The 25,907-nt window shown below is 68.5% G+C and carries 1 protein-coding gene; it reads right to left on the bottom strand.

Going from position 1 to position 25,907, the window contains the following annotated elements; translation table 11 throughout:
• Nucleotides 1-119: 119 nt before the first annotated feature.
• The gene (locus WMF45_RS39365) at nucleotides 120-25,907 is read right to left on the bottom strand and encodes a hypothetical protein (RefSeq protein WP_437711080.1); all 25,788 of its coding nucleotides are present in this window, start codon (nucleotides 25,905-25,907) and stop codon (nucleotides 120-122) included.

Raw genomic sequence — 25,907 nt, 5'->3', positions numbered from 1 at the left:
CGGCGCCGGGAGCGCTGCTCATCCGATGAGGATCGCGCTCGCCCGAAGCGGCCGAGCCGCGCCCCGGCGAGGAGGCCGGTGGAGCGCGCCCGCGGAGGGCGGCTGACGCGGGCGCTGGCTTAACGGACGCACGTGCAGGCGGAGTGCTCGGAATCAGGCGTGTCCTTGTCCTGCTCGCCCGCCCTGTCGACGACCCGGGCGTCCATGCCGAGCTGTTGCAGGAGCTCGGTCACGAGCGCGATGGCCTCCTGCTTGTCCGCCTGCGTGCGCGGGGAGGACCACGCGGCGCTCTTCGCGACGAGGGTCTTCACCAGGGCGTCGATCGGCGGGGGGATGGTATCGGCGCCGTCGAGAGCAGCCGGCGCGCCGGTCGCTTGCGGGGCTGGCGAGCCCTGTGTCCCGTCGGAGGCGCCACCTACGGGGCGGTACGCGCCGAGCCTGTCGGCCGGATCGTCATCGTCGCTATCGGACTCGTCGTCGTCGTCGTCGTCGTCGTCGTCGTCCTCGCTATCGTCCTCCTCGTCGCTATCGGACTCATCCTCGTCCTCGTCCTCGTCCTCGTCCTCGTCGTCGCTATCGTCCTCGTCCTCTTCGTCGCTATCGGACTCCTCCTCGTCCTCGCTATCGGACTCGTCGTCGCTATCGTCCTCCTCGTCGCTATCGGACTCCTCCTCGTCCTCGCTATCGGACTCGACATCACTGTTGACCACGGCGGAGCTGGACGGCGCGCTCGGGAGAGGCGCCTGCGCCGCCGCAGGCGCGGTGTTGCGGCGCTCTCGGACGTAGCTGCTGAGGATGTGCGCCGTGCCGTCGGGCGCGACCCGGACGATGGCCTTGGTCGCGCCGTCCCAGAGCACGACGTTGGTCGCGCCGCTCTCGTCGATCCTCGTCTCGAAAGCGTCGGCCTGGGCGGCCTTGCGGACGGCCTCGCGCGCGGCGTCGAGGTAACGTCGAACGGCGTCCTCCGGCGACACGCTGGCAGCCCGCTCCGCCGGCGTCCGGAACTCGTCGCCGTGTTTGGCGGCGTGGTAGGCGGCGGCGCCCGCCGACTCGAAGCGCAGCTCGCTGGCCGCCGCCGCGAGCCGCTCCGCCAGCTCGCCGCCCTCGCGGAGCGTGACGTCGCCCACGGCGTCCGCGTCCTGCGCCGCCTCGATCTGCGCTTGCCAGAGCGCCTCGACGTCAGCGCCGCTCAGGTTGCCCTTCATCGAGGCGACATAGAACTCGAAGCGCTCGACGAACTCGCTCACGCTCCCGGCACCCTCCTGCGCGAACGCGGCCGCCGTGCGGCGCAGATCCGGGCGCTCTTCGCCGCTCACCAGGTCATAGAGCCGCAGCAGCGCGTCGTGCCGCATCTCGCCGTCCTCGGCGAAGATCGCCATCGAGGTCGGGTCCTCGATGCCGCTCTCGCGCAGGAAGGGCACGACCAGGTCGAGCTGCGGCGTGAAGCGCAGCCGCTCCTGGCCGCGGTGCGAGCCGGACAGATCGACGGTGGCCTGATCCCTGGAGGACCAGGGGATGCCGTCGTTCAGGTTCTTGACCAGCATGAGCAGCTTGCCGAACTGCCCGCGATCGACGAGCTCTCGCAGCCGCTCCGGGTGCACCTTGACCTGCCCGCCCAGGTCGAGGAGGCCGCCGTCATTCGTGAGCTCGATGCCCGCCTCCTCGATGCGCGTCGTGGCGACGTCGAGGAAGTCGCCGCTGTCGCTGTCGAGCCCCTCCTCGAACCGCCACGGCTGGGGGCCGAGGTAGCGGCCGTCAGCGATCTCCGGCAGGCCCGGCTGCCCGGTGTCGGAGAATCCGTTCTTCTTCTTGTCCCACTTGAACTGGCCGTCGCGCTTGCGCCAGCGGTACACGTGGTAGTGCGGCGCGTGGTGGCCTGGCTGGTTGTGGTCGCTCAGGTCCACGTCGATGATGACGCGCTCCCCCGCTTGCCCCTCCTGCTGCGGCGCAATGGCGTGGAAGCGATATTGATAGATCCGCCCGGTGGCGAGGTCGATCTTCATCTCCGGCGCGCCCAGCGGATACCCCGCGCCGTCGTCGTCGGGGGTGTCGCGCCAGCGCGGCAGGACGTCGTGCTCGTACGCGAGGCTCTCGTCGTCGAAGCGACCGGCCACGTCATCGGGGACGAGCTCGCGGATCGCTTGCGGTGAGAAGCCGAGCACTTGCATGATCTCGGCAAGATCCGTGGGCGAGTCGGCCTGCGCGGTGTGCAGGACCAGCGACCTGGCGTGGATCGGCGCCTCGCGCTCCTTCATCGACGCGAGGATGCTCTCGGCGTTGTCGAGCACGGCGTCGAGGATCTCGGGCTCGAGCTCGTAGCCGCGCTGATAGAACTTGAGCGCGCGGCCGAGGTGCCACGGCGAGCGGCGCAGGTGCTCGACGACCGCGTTCTGCCGCTCCTCGACGGGCGCGGTCGGGCCGGGGTCGGCCACGAAGCGCAGCCTGCCGACGAGCTGATCCTCGATGGCGCCGTCGAGCGGATCGACCACGAAGCCGTTCTCGTCGAGGTAGAGCGCGTTCATGCGGAAGTCGCGCTTCTGCGCGTCGGCGAGGACGTCGAGCGGGCCCTGCACGCTGGTGTCGTCGCCGGTGGTGATGTCCACCATCGTGTTGACGCCCCCGACCTGGAGAAGGCGCTGTTCGGGGACGACGGTGACGGGGAGCGATTTGAACGCCGGGGTGCTGCCCAGCACCTCCTCGAGCCGCGACATGGGCATGTTCGTCTTGAGATCGACGTCCTTGGGCCTCTTGCCGCTGAGGGCGTCGCGCACCGCGCCGCCGACGATGTAGACGTCGAACCCGAAGGCGCGGATGAGCGAGATGAGGTCATGGACCCGGTGGGTGGCGCCGACGGGGCTGTCGAGGAGCGCGACGCCGACGGGCTCGCTCTGGGCGGGCGGCGGGGCGTCATTGGCCGCGGCGTGCCCGGCCGTCGCCATCTCCAGCGTGAGGATCGTATGTGCCTTGAGCTTGCGGCCCTTGAGCTCCGGCTCGAAATAAGGAGTTCCGCTCTCGGTGTTCTCCTTGACGAAGTCGATGAAAGCCTTCTCGCCGCGCTGCTTCGCGTCGATGCCGGCGAAGCTCAAGAGCGGCGTCAGGATGCCGTGATCGGCGGTGGCGAAATGAGGCACCTCGGGCGCGCCGTCGTCGTCGCTCGCGCGGTCGGAGAAGAAGGCGTCGGCGACCATGCTGCGGTCGGCGCTGCCCTTCTTCTCGCCGACCGACCCGCTCACGAGCTGCTCGAACCCCAGCGCGTAATCGGTCGTGTCGTCGCGCCGGTCGTCGCGGACCGGGACGCCGTACCAGGGGATCTCTCGCCCATCGCTGGTGGTGAACGTGCGTCCGACGATGTCGTCGTGCTGGAACAGCTCTCCGATGTTGACGTTGGCGAGGCGCAGGTCGGTTATCCCGTGCTCGCGGATCAAGACGTCCAGCTGCTCGCGGAGGGTGCGCTTGGCGAGCGTCAGCTCTCCGGGCGGCGTCAAGAGCGCCGCGACCAGGTTGGTGTCGACCACCAGCGAGGTGGACGTGAGCGGCGGCGACAGCGCCGGGGCCGCAACGCGCTCGGCCTGGCGGACCAGCTGCTCGATGGTCGCGCGGATGCCCGAGATCTTGCCCCTGTTCATGGCGCCCGCGAGCATGCCGGCGAACGCGTGCTCGCCGATGGATCGATTGATGATCTCGAGCTCGGCGCGGGTGACCCAGCGTCCCTCCTGGCCCCTCTTGAGGACCACGCGCGGTGGCTCCACCTCGCGCGCCGGCGGGGGCGGCGGCGGGTCGCGCAGCGCCTCGATATCGAAGTCTGGCACGTCCTCGGCCCAGTCGAGGGCCCCGAGCGCCTCGAAGGCGTCGTAGGCGAGCTTGCGCATCTCGCCTTCGTAGGTACCGAACACCTTCGCGGCTTCCTGCTTCAGGCTCTCGGCGTCGAGGGGTTCCTTGAGCGCGATGACGACGAACTCTGCGAAACGCCCCGCGCCGCTCGGCGGAGTCTCCGGGCTCTCGGTCGTCGTCAGGAGCTCGGCGAGCGCGCGCCGCACCGCGTCGTCATCGAAGTGTTCGAGCAGCGCGCTCTGCAGTCCTGCGTAGTGCGGCACACCCCAGATCCACTCGGGGATGGCGCGCTCCTGATCGTTGTTGCGAGGCGGCTTCTCGAGCTTCTCCTGGTTCCGCGCCGCGCGCTCCTTCTCCTTGTGCTCCTCGGCGCTGAGGCCGAAGTCGAGGTCGTCGAGGTCGGCGAACAGGGGCTCATAGCCCTCGGGTTCGCTCGTCGTCCCCTGCGCGCCGGCGTCGCTGCTCGTGCCTGCATCGCTGCTCGTGCTGGAGAAGGACTCTTGCGCTTTGCCCTCGAGCTCCTGCTGATCGGCAGGTGTCCCCTCGGGGGGCTGCGGAACGCTCGACGCCGCGGAGGCGGCAGCCGCCGCGGCGGAGGAGCCGGGTTTTCGGCCGATCGTCGAGCGACCTCGGTCGCGCTCGAACGTGCCCAGCACGAGCTCGGCGTGCGCAGCGAGGCGCTTCTTCAGCTCGCTGGCGGGCAGGTCGAGCAAGTCGGGGTTGAACGCCAGCCACTTCTCGACGATCTCCTCGGCCAGCCGCGCGGCAGGGTGCGGGCGGATGGGCAACAGCTCCAGGATTGACGGGAGGAGCTGGGTGTTGATGGTCTCGACGACGAGGCCCGCGACCTCGTCCAGCTGCGCGCTCGGGACGCGCTCCAGGAGGGCGTCGTACAGCCGCTGGGATGGCTGGGGCGCGATCCCCTGTCCTGTGCTCGTGGGCGTGGGCGCTCCCGCGAGCTGGTCGCTCGGGTCCATGGCGTCCTGTGTGGCGCCGGACGGCTGGCCCGTTCCGAGGCGCGCCGGAGCACGCTGCTGGGTGGAGGCGCCGTTGGGCGGCGCGTGCGGCGGGGGGTAGGTCCCGTGGGTGATCACCTCGAAGAGCTTCGGCATCTCTGCCTTCAGCACCCGGATGGGGAACGCCTGCCCCCAGGACTGGACAGGCACGATGAAGGCGTCGCCGTCGACCGTGATCTCGCCGTCGATGGCGAGGTGGTGCCGGCTCTCGGCTTCGCCCTCGCCGAGCGGCGCGATGCTCGCGGGATCGCGAGGTGTCGTGGAGCCGTTGCGGTATCTCTCCGCCGCCTCCCACAGCGCAGCGCCGTTCGAGACGGTCACGACGGCAAACCCCGAGCGATCCGTGCGCTTGAGCGTCTCGTTGATGCGCTCGATGTCGTCCTCCGAGAGGTCCTTGCTCGTGACCTCGACGTCGGCCCCGAGCGCGTCGCTCATGAGCGTCGCGATCGAGTTCGCCGAGAGCAGCATGTCGCCTTCCGCCGCCACGACATTGGCCTGCTTGGCGTCGTCGGTTCGCTTCTCGTGCAGCGCGACGGCGTCCTGTCCGAGGAGCTCGACAAGGCCTCGGGCGAGCAGGTGGTCGAGCAGGTGGCGATCCAGCTGTTGCCGGTCCTGCGCGCTCGTCAGGCCGCTGCGCTTCGCCCCGGCCCTCTTGAGCCCGTTGACGAGCGGCCTGGTCGGAACCGGGCCGCGGGCGCGCGGGATCTCTCCGGTCATCACGCGCCGGACGATGTCGAGATCTTCGCTGAGCGCCGCCTTGCCAGGGTCCTGCCGCGCGTCGAGGTCGCTGGTCCCGGGCGCCTGCGCGAGCCGGCCGAGCCGCCGGCCGGTGAACAGCGCGACGACCAGGTGCGAGGCGGTGGCGAGATCTCCCTTCAGCACCGTGTAGAGGGCGCTCTGGAGGCCGCAGTTGCTGGAGACGGACTGCGAGAGCGACGCGGGGGCCTCGATGAGCTCGCGCAGCCTGCCGACGATCGCGCGGTCGACGTTCAGCGACTCGAGGAGGCCTGCCAGGCTGTCCGCGGCCTGCCGCCTGGCGCCGTCGCTCGCCGGGCCGGACCACGCGCGGCTCTGCTGGTCGATCGCGCGGATCTGATCCTCGATCGTGCTGTCGTGGGCCTGCGTGCCTTGCTCGGCCTCGGCCGTGCCGCCGGTGGTCGGGGCAGGGGTGCCGGTCGCGCCGTTCGCGGCGAGGAGCGCCGCGTTCCCGGGCTGCAACGGCGGGCCGGCTGTCTCGGACCCTGTGTTCGCAAACGGGTTGTACGCGCCCAGGCGATCCGCCGGATTCTGCGGCTGGCCTTGCGGGGGCGGTGGCGGAAGCGGGATGGTTGCGGCGAAACTCCCAGGCGGCGGTGGCGGGATGGATCCGGACAAGGTCCCAGAGGTCTGCGTCGATGCCCAGGGCAGGGCCGACAACCTCTGCAGGCCAGATCCAGGCAGCTGTACGCTCGGATTCCGCTGCGACGCCGGCGCTTCGCTCTCCAGCAGCAGCCTGGAGACCTCTTCGACGAACTCCTCGGTCAGCTGATTGCGGTCGCCCTTCGGCGCGAAGGCGCTGAATTTCCTGATATCCCTCTTGAGCTGGTCCTGACCCGGGAGGTCTTCTCGCGCGCCCGTCGCGCTGGCGCTCGATGAGGCGGACGAGCCCGTCGCCCCGCGCCGGAGATCGGCGAGGGCCTCGATCCAGGCCGCGCTGAGCTGCCTGCGCATCTCCGGCGTCACGCGATGGAGCAACCCCGTGCCGAACAGCTCGCGGCTCATCTGGAGGAACGCCTTTCGGACGCCATTGGGGTTTCTCCCCGCCCTGAACGTGACGAGCGTGCTCGTCATGTACCCGTCCTTTTCGGATCGGAGGGCCAGGAAGCTCAACCAGAGATACGAAGCGAGCACGTGATCGAGGTGCGCGTCGCCTCGCGCGTCCTGCTGAGCGCGCCCGTCGACGATGGAACGGTACCGCAAGAGGATATCCGACGGGATATCCGACGCCTTGGGCTTCGAGTCGCTTGCACCGTAAGGGTCGAACGGGAGTTGCTCGGGGGCCTCGTGTTGTCCTTCGTAACGGGCCCCCACCTCGGTCAGGATGGCGTGCATGTGGGAGAGCACGTCGTTGAGGGTGGGGAATCTGGGCGTTTTGAGATTCTCCGGTATCAGGTGCCCCGCGGCGAAGAACTTCTCGACGAGGCGCTCCTTGGGCTCCTGGCCGATCGTCACGCGCGTGCCGACGCCGGAGATGCCGAGGAACGTGCTGGTCACGAGCCCGAAACTGTCGAGCTGCAGGACGTCCAGGTTCTTCAAGTGCGGCTCGATCGAGGCGTCCTTCATCAGGAACGGCAGCCCCTCGATGTACTGGGCGCCGCCGCCCCTCGGGAAGAGATGCTCCGCGACGAACGCGGCGTTCTCGGTCGCGACGCCGATCATCCCGAGCTCGTGGGCGCTGGCGTGCTTCAGGACGTGGGTGAAGAACTGCCACTCGTCGCGCGACGTGTTGCCGTTCGTATCGATGCTCTCGAGGAAGTCGCTGCTCTCCTGAGCGCCGTCCTTCGAGCGGAGGAGGGTGACCGCGCCTCCCATCACCTTCGCGCTGCCGAGGCCCTGGTACTTCTGGTAGCTCCTCGCCAGGAAGATCTGGAGCTTTCCCGCCTCCACCAGGTCGGCGAGCCCCTCGACCACCTGATCGACGTGGGTGAGCTCGCCGGGGGCCTGCGGCTCCGTCTGGATCGTCGTATCGAGGACCAGCGAGACCACGCTCACGCCGTCCGGCTTCTGCGCCGTGAAGCGATCGACCCGCTCGCGCACGGCGTGGATGACGTCAGCCGGCGAGGTGGGCTCGGTGAGGGGTGAGCTCGGGTCCAGGGTAGCGTACACGATGCCGGCGTCTCCCTCCGTGCCGGGCTCGGCGAGGTGGGCTCTCGCGGCGAGGACCTCGGGGATCTCGAAGTAATTCGCCTGGTCCCGCTCGGCGTGGTGCATCAAATGGACCATCTCGCCGCTGCTCCGCCGCGCGGCATCGAGCGCGGTCACCAGCGCATCCATCCCGCTCCAGGCAGGGTGGATAAGGCGAGCCACGCCCTCCTGGTCGGCCAGCGCCTTCACCATCGGATTGCGCTGGTCTTGGACCAATTCCTCGCCCGCGAGGAGATCGTCCGGCGTGTATGGATGTGCCGCGGCGAGCGCGAGGAAGAGCTCGTCGACCAGCAGGTCGTAGTAGGGCGTGACACGCGCGCTGCTGTCCCTGAACACGTAGAAGATCGGGAGGAGGCCCTCGATGTTCTTCAACGCCTCCTGCACCAGCTTCCCGTGACGGAACGCGTCGTCGGACGGCTTCTCGACGACGTCGCGAAGTCCCTCGAGCAGCGACACCGCGGTCTTGTGGATGAACCGCATCGACGAATCGGAGTCGGCGATCACCTTCAGTCGCCCGAAATCTGCGCTTCGCAGGATCCTCTGGAGCCTGTCGAGGTTGTCGATGCTGCTGTCGCGGGCGGGCTCGCCGGCCTCAGGCGTCACGTACCTGTAGACCTGGTAGGTCGACGGCGTTGCTCCGACGTGCTTCAGGTAGTTTCGCACCTTCTCCACCGGCGGTTCGCCGTCATCGCTGTGCACGTTCGCGAGATCGACCTCGAGGACATGAATCCCCGGCACGCCGGGGATGATCTTGGCCGACGTCAGGTATCCTCGATCGCGGAGAGGCTGGAGGCGTTCGACGGTGTTCGTGGCGTTGACAAGGAAACGGGTCTTGCCCGCGTCCTGCGGCTGGCCATTGGCATCGAGGATCTGCTTCGTGGCAAGATTGAAGACGCCGAGCGCCCCTGCCTTCTTGGGGTCGTCATAGGCGTCCCGCAGATACGAGGTGCTGAGGTTATGCTCGACGGCGATACCGGGCTGCCAGCGCCGCGGAGTCCAGCTCGAGATCACGCGCATGCCATAAAGCGTCGCCAGCGGGTGATTGTCGACGCTCTCCAGCTCGCCTCGCCGTGTCGCCGTGTAAGGCGTCGTTCTGTCGCTGCTGAGCTGCACGCTGACGCGCGCAACGGTCTGCAGGGTCCGCCTGAGCTGTGCGCTGGCCCAGGCTCGCTGCGCGGCGTCGAGCGGGTCCTCCTCCCCGGTTGTCTCCGCGTCGGGCGGCGTGTCCTGGGGGTTCGAGGAATCTGTGCCGGCGTCGGCGGCGCTGGGCTCCAGCATGGTGGCCAGGAAGCCGCTCTTGTCGGCGGCGGGCGCGGCGCTCGTGGGCGCTGCCGCCGTGGGCTGCTCCGCCGCGAGCGTCGGCGCCGGCGGGTGCCAGCTGCCGGTGAGGATGTTGGGGAAGTACTCCCCCATCCTGTCTTTGCGCACCACGAACGGGAAGGTCTTGCCGTAGCTCGAGATCGGAACGACGTAGGCGTCCGCGCCGTCGGGGGTCGTGGTCGTCTCGATGGGGCCGACGATCCTGACCTGGTGCAGCCCCTGGTTCCCGAACGAGCTGGCCGGATCGCTCCAGGGGCTGAGGTCCTGGTCCGATCCGAGGTTGTCAGAGCCAGGCGCGTACTTCTTGGCCTCGGCGCCCACCGGCGCGGCGAGGACGATCCCGTGGACGAACGGCCCGCTGCCGCCGTCGTCGAACAGCCTGTTGATCGCGTCGATGTCGTACTCGCCGTCCTTCGACGACATGACGTTGACGTCGTTCGCCTCGAGGACGTCGCCGAGGATGCCGGTATAGGCCTCCTCGCTCATGGGGAAGTCGCCGCGCTTCAGGCGCACGCCGTCGCCCGCGAGCTGGTCCTGCTTCTGGGCGAAGCGCTTGTCGAGGCCCCCCTCGACCTGCTTGATCCACGCGTCGTACTGGTCCCTGGCGCGCGTCTTCCAGAGCTTGGGCAGCGCCCGGGCGAGCATGATGTCGAGGCGCCTGTCGCCGTAGTCCTTGCCCGTGTGGCTGGACATGCGCTCGATCTGCCTGACCCTGCCGCCGAGCAGGACGTTGCGCTCCGGGTCCTTGCCCCGGGCGATCTCCTCCTGGCTGGGGGTGACCGGGATCGAACCGCCGGACGCCAGCGGGTAGGGCGTTGTGTCGAACAGCGACCTGAAGACGTCGATGGCCTTCATGGGGTTGTTGTGCAGGACCGCCTCGGCGATGGCCGTGAGCCCGCAGAAGGCGAAGTCCCGCTGCTCGATCCGCGCGGGGTGCTCGAGCAGCGTCTTGGCCCGCTCCTTGAACTCGCGGGGCATGCCGTTGATGTCGTCCACCAGCGACTTCAGGTAGCTCGTCGGATCCGTGTCGCCGGTCTCGAGCGCGCGGCTCGTATACTCGTCGAGGGCGCTCCCTCGCAGCCCGCGCTTCATCCCCATGTCGGTCAGCTCGGCGAGCGACGGGGGCGGCGCCAAGGAATCGCCCGGCGCGGTCTGAGCGGCGGCGGCGCCCCCGGGCTGGACGAGGGGACCACCCTTGCTGGGCGCGAACGATTGAGCTCCGCCGGAGGGATCGGCCTCCGGCGCGGTCGGCAAGGCAGGGGCGTCGGCGGGCGGCGGGGGAGGGGTCTTTTCGACCCTGATGAGCTCGGTGAAGGCGATCTTCGCCTGATCCTTGGTCGCGGACCGCTCCTTGAGCGCGTCGAAGTACTTGCTCAGATCCGAATCGGGCTTCTGTGTGTCGTTGAGGTAGCGGCCGATGAGCCGATCGGGGTCCTTCTCCCGGAGCTTCTCGGTGATGAGCGCCTTGTTCTTCTCGTAGAGTTTCCCAAGCTCGTTAGGAGTGTAGATCTTGGTGCTCTTTGTGGTTTCGTCCTTGACGAACACGTCTTTGCCGGCGACCTGCGTGACCGTGACCACGGCGTTCGTCCGGGGGGCCTTCAGCTTGATGGCCGGTCGCCTGCTCGCGATCTCCGTGAAGATCGCGGGTAACCTGGTGTCGTTGTAGTTCAGTGCCCAGTTCGCGAGACCGTCGCGCCCCTGGAGCTGCCTGCCGATGAGCTTGGCGCGATTCGCCATGACGTCTGCTTTGGGCGTTTCGGGGAGCAGCTCCTTGCCCGGGAACTTGTTGCTCAGCTCCTTTCCGACATGGAAGTACGGCTTGTTCTGCCGCTCCTTGTCCATGCCGTTGACGCTCTCGAAGCCGTTGGGCAGGGACGTCCTCGCGCGGATGAGCTCGAAGACGGGCATGGGGAGGCGCTTGGGGGAGAACTCGACGACGAGGACCTCGCCGGCCTTGACGTCGGCGATGCGCGCCGGCGCCTCCGCGTCCTCGATGTTGAGCAAGGTGACGCGCGGCTTGCCGTCCTTGAAGAGCCTCTGCTCGAGGCGCTCGGCGAGCGCTCGCCAGTTCTCTCTCGTCGCGTTGCCCTCCGTGTCGACGAGGAGCTGGAGCCCGCCCTCCCACTCTCCGTTGAGCATCTTGTTGAGCGCGTCGAACTCGTCCTGATTCAGCTCGCCTTTCTCGTTGACCCAGCCCGCGGCGCCGAGGATGACGCCCTTGTCCTTGAGGTCGGTCCCCGCGCTCTCGTCATCCTGGGCGTACAGCACACCGGTGATGAGGTTGAACAGCTCGAAGATCGGAGCTTTCGAGTCCGGAGCCTCGCCGGTGCCGAGCCCGTAGGCGACCATGGTGTGGGTCTTGGGCTTCCCGTCCTCGCTCTTCGAGGTCTGGTCGAGGAAGGCGAGCACGCCGGGGGTCTTGGCCGTGGCGTTGCTCTTATCGAGCTCCTCCTCGATCATGGCTCTCGGATCACCCGGCTCCGTCGTGTCGTAGATGTAGCCGAGCCCGGCGAGCGCCTCGACCTCGTGGAACCGCTCTTCGTTTGCGCTGTCCCGGTAGGTGACGCCCCGCAAGCCGCTCTCGCGATTCCAATCCATGGGCTGGAGCTGGACGAACGAGCCGACGTCGAGCAGGGCCAGGATGCCCTCCGGCTTCTCGTGGTTGTCCAATGCGCCGGTGAGCCCGTACTTCGCTGGCTTCCGGTCGCTCATGCCCTGGAACGTCTTGAGGCCCATGACGTTGACCCGGAGCCCCCCGGTCTCGAAGTTCTGGAGGGGGTCGCCGTTCTCCTTGAAGCCCGGCAAGAGGCTCGTGAGCTTCGCCCGGTTCAGGCCGTATTTCTTGCTGCCCTCCTTGACGTGCTCTTGCGTGGGGTCGTCGTCGCTCTCGTTGGAGTCGTCGTAGACGACGTCGAACTCGCCGGTGAAGCCGAGATGGACGAGCCGCTTCATGAGCTGCACCGAGGCGGACTGATGGCCGTTGCCGGGCGCCCGCGGGATGAAGATCCTGAGCGTCGTCTGCTGCTTCAGCACCTCCATCGCCTCGGCCTCGAGGTCCGCGGGGCTCCCGTCGTCGGTGCCGGCGGCGCTGGTCTCTGTCGAGGTGGCGAAGAACCCGCTCTGCTCGGGTGCCTGGAGCTCTTGCGGCGGCTGGCTGCGGGGCCCGACGAGCTCGTCGAGGGCGTCTTTGCCCTTCTGCGCCAGGTCTTGCTCGAAGCTGTCTGCGCGGCTCTTGAGCGTCGTGGCCCAGTCGCTTCCGAGCTTGGCGAGGTCGACGGTGCGTGCGTTCTTGGTGCTCTCGTCGCCGATCTTGTCCTGCTTGAGGCCGCCGACGCTGGAGATGGGGTTTGCGGTCTTCTCGGTGGAGCGCCAGTTGTGGACGTAGCCGACGGTGCTTGGGGCGTTGGGCCCCGTGGTCTCGATGCCGATCTGAAGGGCGCCTTGCCTGCCGGGCCTGGGCGGCCGATAGCCGATGAACATGTGGCCATGGGCGCCGTCGGGCAGGATGACGTCGCCGTTGAAGTCCTTGAGTCCGAGGCCGCCGACGGCGAGGTTGATGCCGTAGAGCTCGGTGTCATCGAGCTTGGCCAGGATGGCGGCGGCGTGCCCGCCCTGCTCCTTGAACTTGCCGTCGGCGAGGGCGATGTGGTGGGTGCCGAAGGCGCGCTTGAAGACGCCCCTGGCGGGGTTTCCGTTGCTGTCGGTGATGCCGAGCAGCTCGGTGAGTGCGTAAGGAGGGCTGCCGGCGGGGATCTGGACGTTGACGCGGCCGCCGTGGGAGAGGAGCTTTGCGACGGGCACGTCCTGGAGCGGGACATGGCTCTTTGCGCTGTCGTCGTAGATCTCGGCGCCTTCCTGGAGGAGGTGGAAGACGTTCTTGAGGACCTCGAGGGACTGGCGATGCCTGCCGACGACCTCTTCCTTGGAGAGCGTCCCTTGCGGCCGGAAGAGCTTCTTGCTCGGTTCCGGGACGGCGCCCTGGGTGATGGCGGTGTCCGCGTCGTCGTTGGGGTCTGTGTGCTCGAGGGTCCTGGACCACTCGTCGACGATGCCCTGGTCGATGAGCTGCTGGAGCTGTGCTTTCCTCGTCGGGTCTGTCGTGTGCCGCGCCTCCATGGACAGGGCCAGCGCTGCGGGCGGGGTGCCCTCGAAGCGCTCGCCGCCGTCGCCGCTGTTCATCCGGCGCGAGACGTAGCTCGCGAGGACGACCTTGCTGGCCTTGTGGAGCTGGTGGAAGCCGCGGAAGCGCTCGGGGTTATCGTTTGCGTCGCTCGACAGGTACTTCTCGACGTCGGCGTGCGTGAGCATGCCGGAGGCGTTGAGCCACGCCTGTCCCTGGGGGGTGGAGGAGAGCTGCTGGAAGGCGCTCCACTCGGCGTCGCTGAGCAGCGACCCTTTGGGGAAGCGGCCTCCGAGCTGCTCCTTGGCCTGCGCAGGATCGCGCGGGAAGCCGCCGCTGGTCAGCGGCCCCGTGATCGCGGGGACGCCGCGCTTGGCCGCCTCGCGGCTCACGAAGCCGGTGTCGGTCCGCCAGAGGGTGTTCTTGACGGCCTTGTCGACGATCCAGGTCACCTGCTCGACGGGTGTGGATGTCTCCGGATCCGGCGCCCGCTCCGACGGCGGCTCCCGCTCTTCCTCGATCTCGTCGAGCTGCGCTCGCGGGTCGGCTGCCGTGTCGCCGTGCTTGTCGGTCCTGGATGAGACCTGCTCTCGCGATGGGGTCCCCGCGGCGATGTCGGCGTCCTCCGGCGGCTCGCCTCCGGTGAGGATCTCGGCTGGATCGTCGCTTGGCGTGTGCGACGCGGGCGATTGCGCTTGTTCGGATGGGCTCGGAGCGAGCGCCTGCTCCTGCGCGGATGCGCCGGGGATCGAGCCTGGCGCTGGGGGGTAGGCCCCGTAGGTGATGACCGGGAAGAGCCCGGACATCTCGCCCTTTTTCACCCGGATGGAGAAGGCCCGCCCCCAGGACTGGAGGGGCACGATGAAGGAGTCGCCCTGCTCGGTGATCGGGCCGTCGATCGCGACCTGATGCGGCCTGTCCACCCCGGAGCGCTTCAAGACCGCGGCCTTCGCAGGATCGTGGGGCGTCGCGGTGTCGGGCGGGTGCTTCCGGGCCTCGTTCCAGAGCGCCTCCCCGTCCATCACGGTGGCCAGGGCGAAGCCGGCGCGATCGGGCTGCTCGAGCGCCTCGTTGACGCGCGCGATATCGTAGCCGCCAGGCGATTTGCGGGTCATGACGGTGGCGTTCGCGCCGAGCGCCGAGCTGAAGATGCTCGCGACCGAGTTCGCCGAGGCCAGCAGGTCGCCCTGCGCCGCGGAGACGCCGGGCTGCTTGGCGGCGTCGGATCGCTCCTCGAGCTCCGCGAGCGCGTCCTGTCCGAGCATCTCGAGGAGGCCGCGGGTGAGCAGGTGGTCGAGGAGGCGGCGATCCAGCGCCTCTCGGTCCTCGACCTTCTTCAGGCTGTCGCCCTTGGCCTTGGCGGTTTTTAGGCCGTTGACGAGGGGCCTCGTGGGCGTCGGGCCGAGGGCCTGGGGGACATCCCCGGTCATCACGCGCCGGACGAGGTCCAGGGCGTCGCTGAGCGTCCCTTTGCCCGAGCCCTGCTGCGCGAAGGTCTTTGCCCCTGGGGTGCTCGCGAAACGGCCGAGCCGCTTGCCCGTGAAGAGCGCGGCGACCAGGTGGGAGGTGGTGGCGAGATCGTTCTTCAGCGTCGTGTAGAGGACGCTGTTGGGCGCGCAGTAGGTGAAGGCAGATTGCGAGAGCGAGGCCGGATTGTTGATGAGCTCCCCCAGCCTGCCGATGACCGAGGGATTCACGTTCTGTTGCTGGAGCAGCCCGGTCAAGAGCTGCAGGGCTTCCTTCTTGTTCTGCGTGGTGGGCGGGCGCGACCATGCCTGGCTCTGTTGATCGAGCGAGATGAGCAGAGCGTCGAGCGTCTTCCCCTGGTTCTGGGCGCTCGGCTCGACCTGGGCAGTGGCTGCGGCGTTGGTCGGGGCGGGGGAGGGGGCGCCGCTGGGCGCGGCGGCGCCGGTGAGGAGCTCGCCGGAGCTGCCCGTGCCGCTCTGCGGCGGCTGGCTGCGGGGCCCGACGAGCTCGTCGAGGGCGTCTTTGCCCTTCTGCGCCAGGTCTTGCTCGAAGCTGTCTGCGCGGCTCTTGAGCGTCGTGGCCCAGTCGCTTCCGAGCTTGGCGAGGTCGACGGTGCGTGCGTTCTTGGTGCTCTCGTCGCCGATCTTGTCCTGCTTGAGGCCGCCGACGCTGGAGATGGGGTTTGCGGTCTTCTCGGTGGAGCGCCAGTTGTGGACGTAGCCGACGGTGCTTGGGGCGTTGGGCCCCGTGGTCTCGATGCCGATCTGAAGGGCGCCTTGCCTGCCGGGCCTGGGCGGCCGATAGCCGATGAACATGTGGCCGTGGGCGCCGTCGGGCAGGATGACGTCGCCGTTGAAGTCCTTGAGTCCGAGGCCGCCGACGGCGAGGTTGATGCCGTAGAGCTCGGTGTCGTCGAGCTTGGACAGGATGGCGGCGGCGTGTCCGCCCTGCTCCTTGAACTTGCCGCCGGCGAGGGCGATGTGGTGGGTGCCGAAGGCGCGCTTGAAGACGCCTCTGGCGGGGTTTCCGTTGCTGTCGGTGATGCCGAGCAGCTCGGTGAGCGCGTAAGGAGGGCTGCCGGCGGGGATCTGGACGTTGACGCGGCCGCCGTGGGAGAGGAGCTTTGCGACGGGCACGTCCTGGAGCGGGACATGGCTCTTTGCGCTGTCGTCGTAGATCTCGGCGCCTTCCTGGAGGAGGTGGAAGACGTTCTTGAGGACCTCGAGGGACTGGCGGTGCCTGCCGACGACCTCTTCCTTGGAGAGCGTCCCTTGCGGCCGGAAGAGCTTCTTGCTCGGTTCCGGGACGGCGCCCTGGGTGATGGCGGTGTCCGCGTCGTCGTTGGGGTCTGTGTGCTCGAGGGTCCTGGACCACTCGTCGACGATGCCCTGGTCGATGAGCTGCTGGAGCTGTGCTTTCCTCGTCGGGTCGGTCGTGTGCCGCGCCTCCATGGACAGGGCCAGCGCTGCGGGCGGGGTGCCCTCGAAGCGCTTGCCGCCGTCGCCGCTGTTCATCCGGCGCGAGACGTAGCTTGCGAGGACGACCTTGCTGGCCTTGTGGAGCTGGTGGAAGCCGCGGAAGCGCTCGGGGTTATCGTTTGCGTCGCTCGACAGGTACTTCTCGACGTCGGCGTGCGTGAGCATGCCGGAGGCGTTGAGCCACGCCTGTCCCTGGGGGGTGGAGGAGAGCTGCTGGAAGGCGCTCCACTCGGCGTCGCTGAGCAGCGGCCCTTTGGGGAAGCGGCCTCCGAGCTGCTCCTTGGCCTGCGCAGGATCGCGCGGGAAGCCGCCGCTGGTCAGCGGCCCGGTGATCGCGGGGACACCGCGCTTGGCCGCCTCGCGGCTCACGAAGCCGGTGTCGGTCCGCCAGAGGGTGTTCTTGACGGCCTTGTCGACGATCCAGGTCACCTGCTCGACGGGTGTGGATGTCTCCGGATCCGGCGCCCGCTCCGACGGCGGCTCCTGCTCTTGCTCGATCTCGTCGAGCTGCGATTGCGGGTCGGCTGCGTCATCCCCGCTGTCCAGAGCGGGGTTGTACCCTGCCAGCGTGTTCGCCGGGGCATCACCGGGCGGATCCTGTCGCTCGTCGTCCCGCGGTTCCTGCTCGAGTCCTCCCGACCGCTGCTGGGCGTCCTGGAGCTCTCGAGGCGGCTGGGTGCGGGGACCGAGGAGCTCGTGGAGCGCGTCTTTGCCTCTTTCCGCCAGCTCTTGCTCGAAGCTGTCGGCGCGGTCCTTGAGGGTCTTGGCCCAGTTGCCGCCGAGCTTGCCGAGGTCGACGGTGCGTGCGTTCTTGGTGCTCTCGTCGCCGATCTTGTCCTGCTTGAGGCCACCGACGCTGGAGATGGGGTTGGCGGTCTTCTCGGTGGAGCGCCAGTTGTGGGGGTAGGCGACGGTGCTGGGCGCCCCAGGGCCGGTTGTCTCCATGCCGATCTGGAGCGCGCCGGGCCTGCCCGGCTTGGGCGGGCGGTAGCCGATGAACATGTGACCGTGGGCGCCGTCGGGCAGGATGACGTCGCCGTTGAAGTCCTTGAGGCCGAGGCCGCCGACGGCGAGGTTGATGCCGTACAGCTCGGTGTCGTCGAACTTGGTCTTGAGGGCGGCGAGCTGGCCGCCCTGCTCCTTGAACTTGCCATCTGCGAACGAGACGTGATGCGTGCCGATGAGGCGCTTGAACACGCCGGGCATGGGATTGCCCTTGTTGTCGGTGATGCCGAGGTGCTCCGTGAGCGCGTAGGGAGCGTTGCCCGCAGGGATCTGGATGTTGACGCGGCCGCCGTGCGACAGGAGCTTGGCGACGGGCACGTCCTGCAGGGGGACATGGCTCTTGGCGGCGCCGTCGTAGATCTCTGCGCCTTCCTGGAGCAGGTGGAAGACGTTCTTGAGCACCTCGAGCGACTGCCCGTGCCGCTCGACGACCTCATCCTTGGAGAGCTGCTTGCCCTTGGTGAAGGTCAGGGTATTGAGGAGCGTCTTCGGAGCGAGCACGGCGCCCTTGTTGATGGCCGTGGTCGCATCGTCGTTGGGCTCGATGTACTCGAGGGTCTTGAACCATTCCTCGATGATGCCCTGGTCGATGAGCCTCTTGAGCTCGTCTCGCCTGGCCGGGTCGGTCGTATGCCTGGCCTCCATGGACAGGGCCAACGCCGCAGGCGGGGTACCCTCGAAGCGCTTGCCGGCCTCGCCGCCGTTCATCCGGCGCGAGACGTAGCTGGCGAGCACCACCTTGCTCGCCTTGTGGAGCTTGTGGAAGCCGCGGAAGCGCTCGGGGTTCTTGGTTGGGTCGTCCGACAGGTACTGCTCGATCTGGCCGTGGGTGAGCATGCCCGAGGCGTTGAGCCAGCTCTGCCCCTGGGGGGTCGAGGAGAGCTGCTCGAAAGCGCTCCACTCGGCGTCGCTGAGCAGCGGTCCCCTGGGGAAGCGCCCGCCGAGCTGCTCCTTGGCCGTCGTCGGGTCGGGAGGGAAGCCGCTGGCGCTCAGCGGGCCCTGGATCGCGGAGAGACCGTGCTTGGCCCTATCGCGGCTGAGAGGGCCGGTGTCGGTGCGCCAGAGGGTGTTCTTGACGGCCTTGTCGACGATCCAGGTCACCTCCTCGACGGGGGTGGAAGTCGCCGGATCCGGCGCTCTCTCCGACGGCGGCTCCGCTTCTTCCTGGATCTCGTCGAATGGCGATTGCGGGTCGGCTGCCCTATCCTCGCTGCCCGAAGCGGGGTTGTACCCGCCCAGCATGTCCGCCGGGTCGCTGGTCTGGCCGTCACCGAGGCTGTTCGGGTCGGCGTTCGCGGCAGGGTTGAAGCCGGTCGTGATCGCGCTCGGGCCCACTGCGGACGGCTGGTTGCCGGCGCTGCGCGCGATGTTCTGGCGGGCGCGCTCCCATGAGTCCCGCCCCTGGGTGACCCTGCCCGGGAGCTCGTTCTTGAAGAAGTCGCGCACCTCCTGGGTCAGCTGCGCCCTCGGCGCGGGGTTGGGGTCGTGATAGGACGCGTACGTCTCGGCGAACCACTCTTTGGGCGTGGAGAACTGGTAGTTGGAGACGGCGTTGGTGCGGGCGCTTTCGCGGTAGCTGACCCAGTTGTCGTACGGGTCGACGTGGTAGATGCGGCCGCCGTGCGCCAGCTCGTGGGCCCCGCCGTCGGCCAGCGTCCAGGGCTGGGCCATGGCGATCTTGACGGTGCGGACGGCCTGATCGAGCCTGTCCTTCAGGTCTGGGTCCGTGGAGACGAATTTCGCGGGAAAGCTCTCCAGGGGAGCCATGTCCTTGCGCCGGTATTCCGGCTCGAGGAGGGAGGCGAAGCGCTCGATCACGGAGAAACCGTCGGGATCGCTCCGCCCCTCGTCGTCGGTCTTCCGCTGCGCCTGGTCGTCGGTGATGCCCACCTTGGCAAAGATGGCGCGAGCGACGGTCTGGAATCCCCGCGAGTCGGAGTGCTCCTGCCAGCCGCCGAACCGGTCTTCCCCTGCGAGGCTGCTCCAGTCGACCAGCTTGTCGACGGAGTGGGCGACCTCGTGGCGTATCGTCCACTTGAGCAGGTTGCCGTTGGCGAGCACGTCGGACACGCCGCCCATGACCTGGCGGCGCCCGGTGATGCCGAGCGCCTGGTCCTGCTCCTGGCTGACGCCGGGGTAGTCCGCCAGGGCGCCGCGATCCATCCGCTTTCGCTGCCAGTTCCAGCGCCGGTTGAGCCGGCTGTAGATGAAGGTGGGGACCTTCGGGGGATTGACGATGTTGATGGTGTCGGTTTCCTCGTCGTACTCGCTCGCCGATTGCTCCGAGGAGAGGACGCGGATGACCTTCCGCAGCGTCGGGCTGCCCGTGACGTGCTCGGGCGGCAGCTCACCGAGGGCCGTCTCGATGTGGTCGAGCATCTTGTGCGAGAAGTGCTTGCCGTCGGCGTCGTCGTCCGGTCCGACCTGCAGCTCGTACTGCTCGGCCAGCGCCTGCTCGCGCTCCACGGCGCCCTTGTTGGCGAACAGCCCGCCGAGCCCGTGTCCTCCGGTGCCGAGCGGGTCGCCGCCCCCCGTGGTGAGCTGGGTCCACGCATTGGTTTTCGGTGTCCGGCTCCGGGCGGGGTCGTTCGCGGCCGGCGCTTGCGATGGGAGATAGGTTCCGTAGGTGAAGACGGGGAAGAGCGACGGCAGCAGGTCCTTCTTCACCTTGATGGAGAAGCTCTGCTGCCAGGTGTGCAGCGGGACGACGTAATGGTCGCCGTCCTCGGTGATCTTGCCGTTGATGACGACCTGGTGCGCGCTCGACGTTTTGCTCGTGACCGCCTTGTCGAACGGCGTGGCCGTGGTGGGATCCTTCGCGGACTGCTTCGCGCGCTCGACGAGCCCGTGGCCGTCGAGGAAGTTGGCCAGGGCGAACGGCGCCTGTTCGGGCTTCGCGAGCGCGTCGTTGATGCGGCCCACGTCGTAGTTGTCGCCGGCGACCATGATCTGGGCGTCGCCGCCGAGGATCTCGGTGAAGATCGTCACCAGCGAATCGGCCGAGATCTGCAGATCGCCGCGCTTCTTGGACGGCCCCGTCGCGTTCTTGTCCCTCGTGGGCGACTTGTCGAGATAACCGGGGATGGCGCGGGCGGTGTATTGGGCGTCGGCCTGGTACTGGTCGGGGGCGAGCTTGCTCAGCATCTTGCCGAGGCCCCGGGCCAGGAGGTAATCGAGGACGTGCTTGTCGGACAAGGCGCGCCCCTTGCCTTTGACGTCGGCGACGCCGGCGCGCTTGGCTCCCGCCTTCTTGACGCCGTTCTGGAGCAGCTTGTTGCCGATGGGGGCGTCCTTCAGCGGGAGCTCGCCGCGGATGACGCTTTGGATGGGATCGTCGGTCGCCTGGGCGCTCGTCGTCGCGCGGCGTTCACTCTGCGTTTTGAGCGAGAAGTCGGCGATCTGCTTGCCATCGCGATCGAAGAGCTTGCCGGTGAACTCGGCCGCGACCACGCGCGCGAACCCGGCCAGGTCGGACACGAGCTGCGTATGGAGCACGCTTTGCAGCGCGCAGATGGCGAACTCGTTCTGGGAGAGGGAGTCGGGGTCGTCGATCAGCTCCGCGAGCCTGTCGACGAGCGATCCATCCACGCCCTGAGAATGCATGAGGTCGCCAAGGAGCTTCTTGGCGTCCTGCTTGTCCGCGGCGGTGGCCGGATGAGACCAGGTCTTGCTGGCGTCGATGAGCGTCTGCAATGCGGCCTGGGTGTTGCCCAGGCCCTCGCGGGCGCCGTCGCTCTCCCGGACCGCGCTGTCGCTGGGTGCGCGCGTGACGTCGCGCGGGGGGCTGTCCTTGGGTGCGCGCGCGGCGTCCTGAGGCGCGCCCGCCGCGCGCGAGCCGCTGGATGGAGCTGCGATCGCGATGGTCGCGGCGAGACCCACGGTGACCGCGCTCGGGCCCGCTGTGCTCGAGCCGGCTCCGGGCGGCTGCGGCGGCTGGTTGCCGGCGCTGCGCGCGATGTTCTGGCGGGCGCGCTCCCATGAGTCCCGCCCCTGGGTGACCCTGCCCGGGAGGTCGTTCTTGAAGAAGTCGCGCACCTCCTGGGTCAGCTGCGCCCTCGGCGCGGGGTTGGGGTCGTGATAGGACGCGTACGTCTCGGCGAACCACTCTTTGGGCGTGGAGAACTGGTAGTTGGAGACGGCGTTGGTGCGGGCGCTTTCGCGGTAGCTGACCCAGTTGTCGTAGTGGTCGACGTGGTAGATGCGGCCGTCGTGCGCCAGCTCGTGGGCCCCGCCGTCGGCCAGCGTCCAGGGCTGGGCCATGGCGATCTTGACGGTGCGGACGGCCTGATCGAGCCTGTCCTTCAGGTCTGGGTCCGTGGAGACGAATTTCGCGGGAAAGCTCTCCAGGGGAGCCATGTCCTTGCGCCGGTATTCCGGCTCGAGGAGGGAGGCGAAGCGCTCGATCACGGAGAAACCGTCGGGATCGCTCCGCCCCTCGTCGTCGGTCTTCCGCTGCGCCTGGTCGTCGGTGATGCCCACCTTGGCAAAGATGGCGCGAGCGACGGTCTGGAATCCCCGCGAGTCGGAGTGCTCCTGCCAGCCGCCGAACCGGTCTTCCCCTGCGAGGCTCCTCCAGTCGACCAGCTTGTCGATGGAGTGGGCGACCTCGTGGCGTATCGTCCACTTGAGCAGGTTGCCGTTGGCGAGCGCGTCGGACACGCCGCCCATGACCTGGCGGCGCCCGGTGATGCCGAGCGCCTGGTCCTGCTCCTGGCTGACGCCGGGGTAGTCCGCCAGGGCGCCGCGATCCATCCGCTCTCGCTGCCACTGCGAGCGCCGGTTGAGCCGGCTGTAGATGAAGGTGGGTAACTCGAAACCCTTGAAGACGTTGGGATTGACGATGTTGATGGTGTCGGTTTCCTCGTCGTACTCGCTCGCCGATTGCTCCGAGGAGAGGGCGCGGATGACCTTCCGCAGCGTCGGACTGCCCGTGATGTGCTCGGGCGGCAGCTCACCGAGGGCCGTCTCGATGTGGTCGAGCATCTTGTGCGAGAAGTGCTTGCCGCCGGTGTCGTCGTCCGGTCCGACCTGCAGCTCGTACTGCTCGGCCAGCGCCTGCTCGCGCTCCACGGCGCCCGTGTTGGCGAACAGTCCGCCGAGCCCGTGTCCCCCGGTGCCGAACACCTTGGCGAGCCCCTCGGGTTTGGTGCGCGCTCGCGACGGCTGATCCGTCCCCTGGTCCGGTGTCGCGGAGGTTGCGGCGGCGTCCCCCGCGCTGGCCGCGGGCGGCTGCATCCCCGTGGTCATGGCGGTGGCCGGGTTCCGGGGGCGCCGCGCGGGCGGCTGCGAGGTCACCTGCTCGACGGGTGTGGATGTCTCCGGATCCGGCGCTCGCGCCGACGGCGGCTCCTGCTCTTCCTCGATCTCGTCTAGCTGCGCTTGCGGGTCGGCTGCGTCATCCCCGCTGTCCAGAGCGGGGTTGTTCCCTGCCAGCATGTCCGCCGGGTCATCCTGGGGTGGAACTCGAGGCGCGTTGTCTCGCGAAGTCTCCCCGTCCTCGTCCTCGTCGTCCTCGTCGTCGTCGTCGTCGTCGTCGTCGTCGTCGTCGTCGTCCTCGTCGTCCTCGTCCTCGTCGTCGTCGTCGTCGTCGTCGTCGTCGTCGTCGTCGTCGTCGTCGTCGTCGTCGTCGTCGTCGTCGTCCTCGTCGTCGTCCTCGTCGTCGTCCTCGTCCTCGGAGTCGTCATGGTCCGAGTCCGCATCGCGGTGGTCCTCGTCGCCGTCGTCACTGCTCTCGTCCTCGTCGCCCGGCGGAGCACGGCGATCGCCGCCCAGCGAACCTCGCTCGGGGCGATCCGAGCCATCGGACGATTCGTCGGACGATTCGTCAGACGACTCGTCGGGCGACTCGTCGGACGACTCGACGGAGGCGTGCGGCGCGGTATCGTCGGTGTCCAGCTGCGAAATATCGCGCGGGCCGACGAGGTTCTTGATCGCCACTGTCGGGTTCTCCTCCACGTCTCGCGCGAACTGGTCCGCTCGTTCCTCGAGGGGCCCTTTCCAATCGTCCCCGAGCTTGCCCAGGTCGACGGTGCGGGCGTTCTTGCCCTTCTCGTCGCCGATCTTGTCTTGCTTGAGGCCGCCGACGCTGGAGATGGGGTTGGCGGTCTTCTCGGTGGAGCGCCAGTTGTGGATGTAGCCGACGGTGCTGGGCGCGCCTGGGCCGGTGGTCTCGATGCCGATCTGGAGCGCGCCCCGCCTCCCCGGCTTGGGCGGGCGGTAGCCGATGAACACGTGCCCGTGGGCGCCGTCGTTCAGGATCACGTCGCCGTTGAAGTCCTTGAGACCGAGCCCGCCGATAGCGAGGTTGATGCCGTAGAGCTCTGTGTCGTCCAGCTTGGACCTGAGCGCGGCGTACTGCCCGCCCTGCTCCTTGAACTTGTCCTTGCCGAGCGAGATGTGGTGCGTCCCGAAGTCGCGCTTGAACACGCCGGCCTTGGGTTGACCGTTCCCGTCGGTGATGCCGAGGAACTCTGTCAGCGCGTAGGGCGGGCTGCCCTTGGGGATCTGGATGTTGACGCGGCCGCCGTGCGACAGGAGCTTGGCGACCGGCACGCCCTGGAGCGGGACATGGCTCTTCGAGCCGGCGTCGTAGATCGCGGCGCCGGCCTGGAGCAGGTGGAAGGTGTTCTTGAGCACCTCGATCGACTGCCGGTACCGCTCGAGGGCCTCGTCCGTCGAGAGCGACTTGGGCTCTGCGAACGTCAAGCTGTCCTTGAGCGTCCTCGGAGCCAGCACGGCGCCCTTGTCCATGGCCTCGATCGCGGCGTCGTTGGGCTCGGTATGCTCGAGCGTCTTGGCCCATTCGCTGGCGATGCCCTGGTCGATCTGCTTCTTGAGCTCGTCCCTCCTCACCGGGTCGGTCGTGTGCCGCGCCTCCATGGACAGGGCCACCGCCGCCGGCGGTGTGCCCTCGAAGCGCTTGCCGTCATCGCTGCCCTTCATCTGGCGCGAGACGTAGCTCGCGAGGACGACCTTGCTCGGCTTGTGGAGCAGGTGGAAGCCGCGGAACTTCTCGGCGTTGTCGTTCGAAAGGTACTGCTCGATCTGGTCGAGCGGGAGCATGCCGGAGGCCTTGAGCCAGCGCTGTCCCTCAGGGGTCGAGGAGACCTGCTGGAAGGCGTCCCACTCGGCATCACTGAACAGCGGTCCCTTGGGGAAGCGCTTCCCGATCTGCTTCTTCGCCTGCGCGGGATCGGTGGGGAAGCCGCCGCTGGTCAGCTGGTCGGCGATGCTCGGGATGGCACGCTTCGCCTTCTTGCGGCTGACTCTGCCCGTCGGAGTCCGCCATGCGGACTTCGTGACGGCCTTGTCTGCAATCCACGTCACCTTGCCGTCCTGCGCAGGGTCAGCCGTGGTGGACGAGCCTCCCGGCGGCGGTCCCGAGCGTCCAGACCCCGGCTGCCGGGAGCCCTGCCCCGCGGGCGGTGACTTCGAGGTAGAGGACTCGGCGGGCGTGGGCTCCGCGGTGGAAGCGGGTTTTCCGGAGGGGGTGCTCTTCGCGCCGCTCTCGCCCGTCTTGGGGGGGGTCTGGGCTGACGTGCTGTCCTTCGCGACGGTCTCGTTCGCGGGCGTCCCTCCGGGCACCTCGCCCCCCTTGGGAGCCGTGCCTCCTGGCTCCGTCGCCTTGATGTTCCCTTGGGGACCCTTGCCGAGGCCCTGAGATGGCTGGTTGGTAGGCTGGGTGGAGCCCTCGGGGAGGCCGCCGTCTGAAGGAGCGGATTGAGGCCTGACGGTGGCGTCGGTGGTCCGAGGCTGAGGGGTCGAGCTGCCCTGGCCCTGAGATGGCTGGTTGGTAGGCTGGGTGGGGCCCTTGGAGAGGCTGCCATCGGTAGGAGCGGATCGAGGCCTGACGGTGGCGTCGGTGGTCCGAGGCTGAGTGGTCGAGCTGCCCTGGCCCTGAGATGGCTGGTTGGTAGGCTGGGTGGGGCTCTTGGGGACGCTGCCGTCGGTAGGAGCGGATCGAGGTCTGACGGTGGCGTCGGTGGTCCGAGGCTGAGTGGTCGAGCTGCCCTGGCCCTGAATTGGCTGGTTGGTAGGCTGTGTGGGGCCCCTGGGGAGGCCGCCGTCGGTAGGAGCGGATCGAGGCCTGACGGTGGCGTCGGTGGTCCGTGGCTGTGTGGTCGAGCTGCCCTGGCCCTGAATTGGCTGGTTGGTAGGCTGGGTGGGGCCCTTGGGGACGCTGCCGTCGGTAGGAGCGGATCGAGGCCTGACGGTGGCGTCGGTGGTCCGAGGCTGAGTGGTCGAGCTGCCCTGGCCCTGAATTGGCTGGTTGGTAGGTTGGCTGGGGCTCTTGGGGAGGCTGCCATCGGTAGGAGCGGATCGAGGCCTGACCGGATCCTGCAGATTCCCGGCGCTGGAGACCGGCGGCCTTGGCGTCGCGGTGGGTGAGCTTGGTGCGCTGGTGGGCGCTCGACCGACATTGGCGCTGTTGTTGCCGTTCGTCGTGCTCCCGACATGGCTCCCTGACGGACTGTGCGGCGTGGCCGCCGTCGTGGTCGTCGGGCCGGGCGAGCTCGGTTTGCTTGTGCTCTTCCGCGTGACGGGATCCCAGCCGGAGAAGGGGTCTGGCTTCGGGGTCGGGCTGGGAGCCGCGGCCTGGTTCACGGCGCTGGGCCCGGCCGCGCTGCTGGACGTGCTGCCGCCGTCGGTCAGAGGATGCGCGAAATTGCCCGCGCTCTTTACCTGGGCGCGCAGCCCCGAGCGGACACCTGTGGCTTTCGACGGCGAAGGCGAACGGCTGCGCGAGGAGCTGCGCGAGGAGGGCAT

Source organism: Sorangium sp. So ce448 (genome assembly GCF_051520915.1).
GTDB classification, from domain to species: Bacteria; Myxococcota_A; Polyangia; order Polyangiales; family Polyangiaceae; genus Sorangium; species Sorangium cellulosum_B.
This window is presented reverse-complemented; position numbering and strand designations above follow the sequence as displayed.

Coding starts and splice junctions, on each gene's coding strand:
- WMF45_RS39365 (WP_437711080.1), bottom strand. CDS start 25,907: ATGCCCTCCTCGCGCAGCTCCTCGCGCAGCCGTTCGCCTTCGCCGTCG.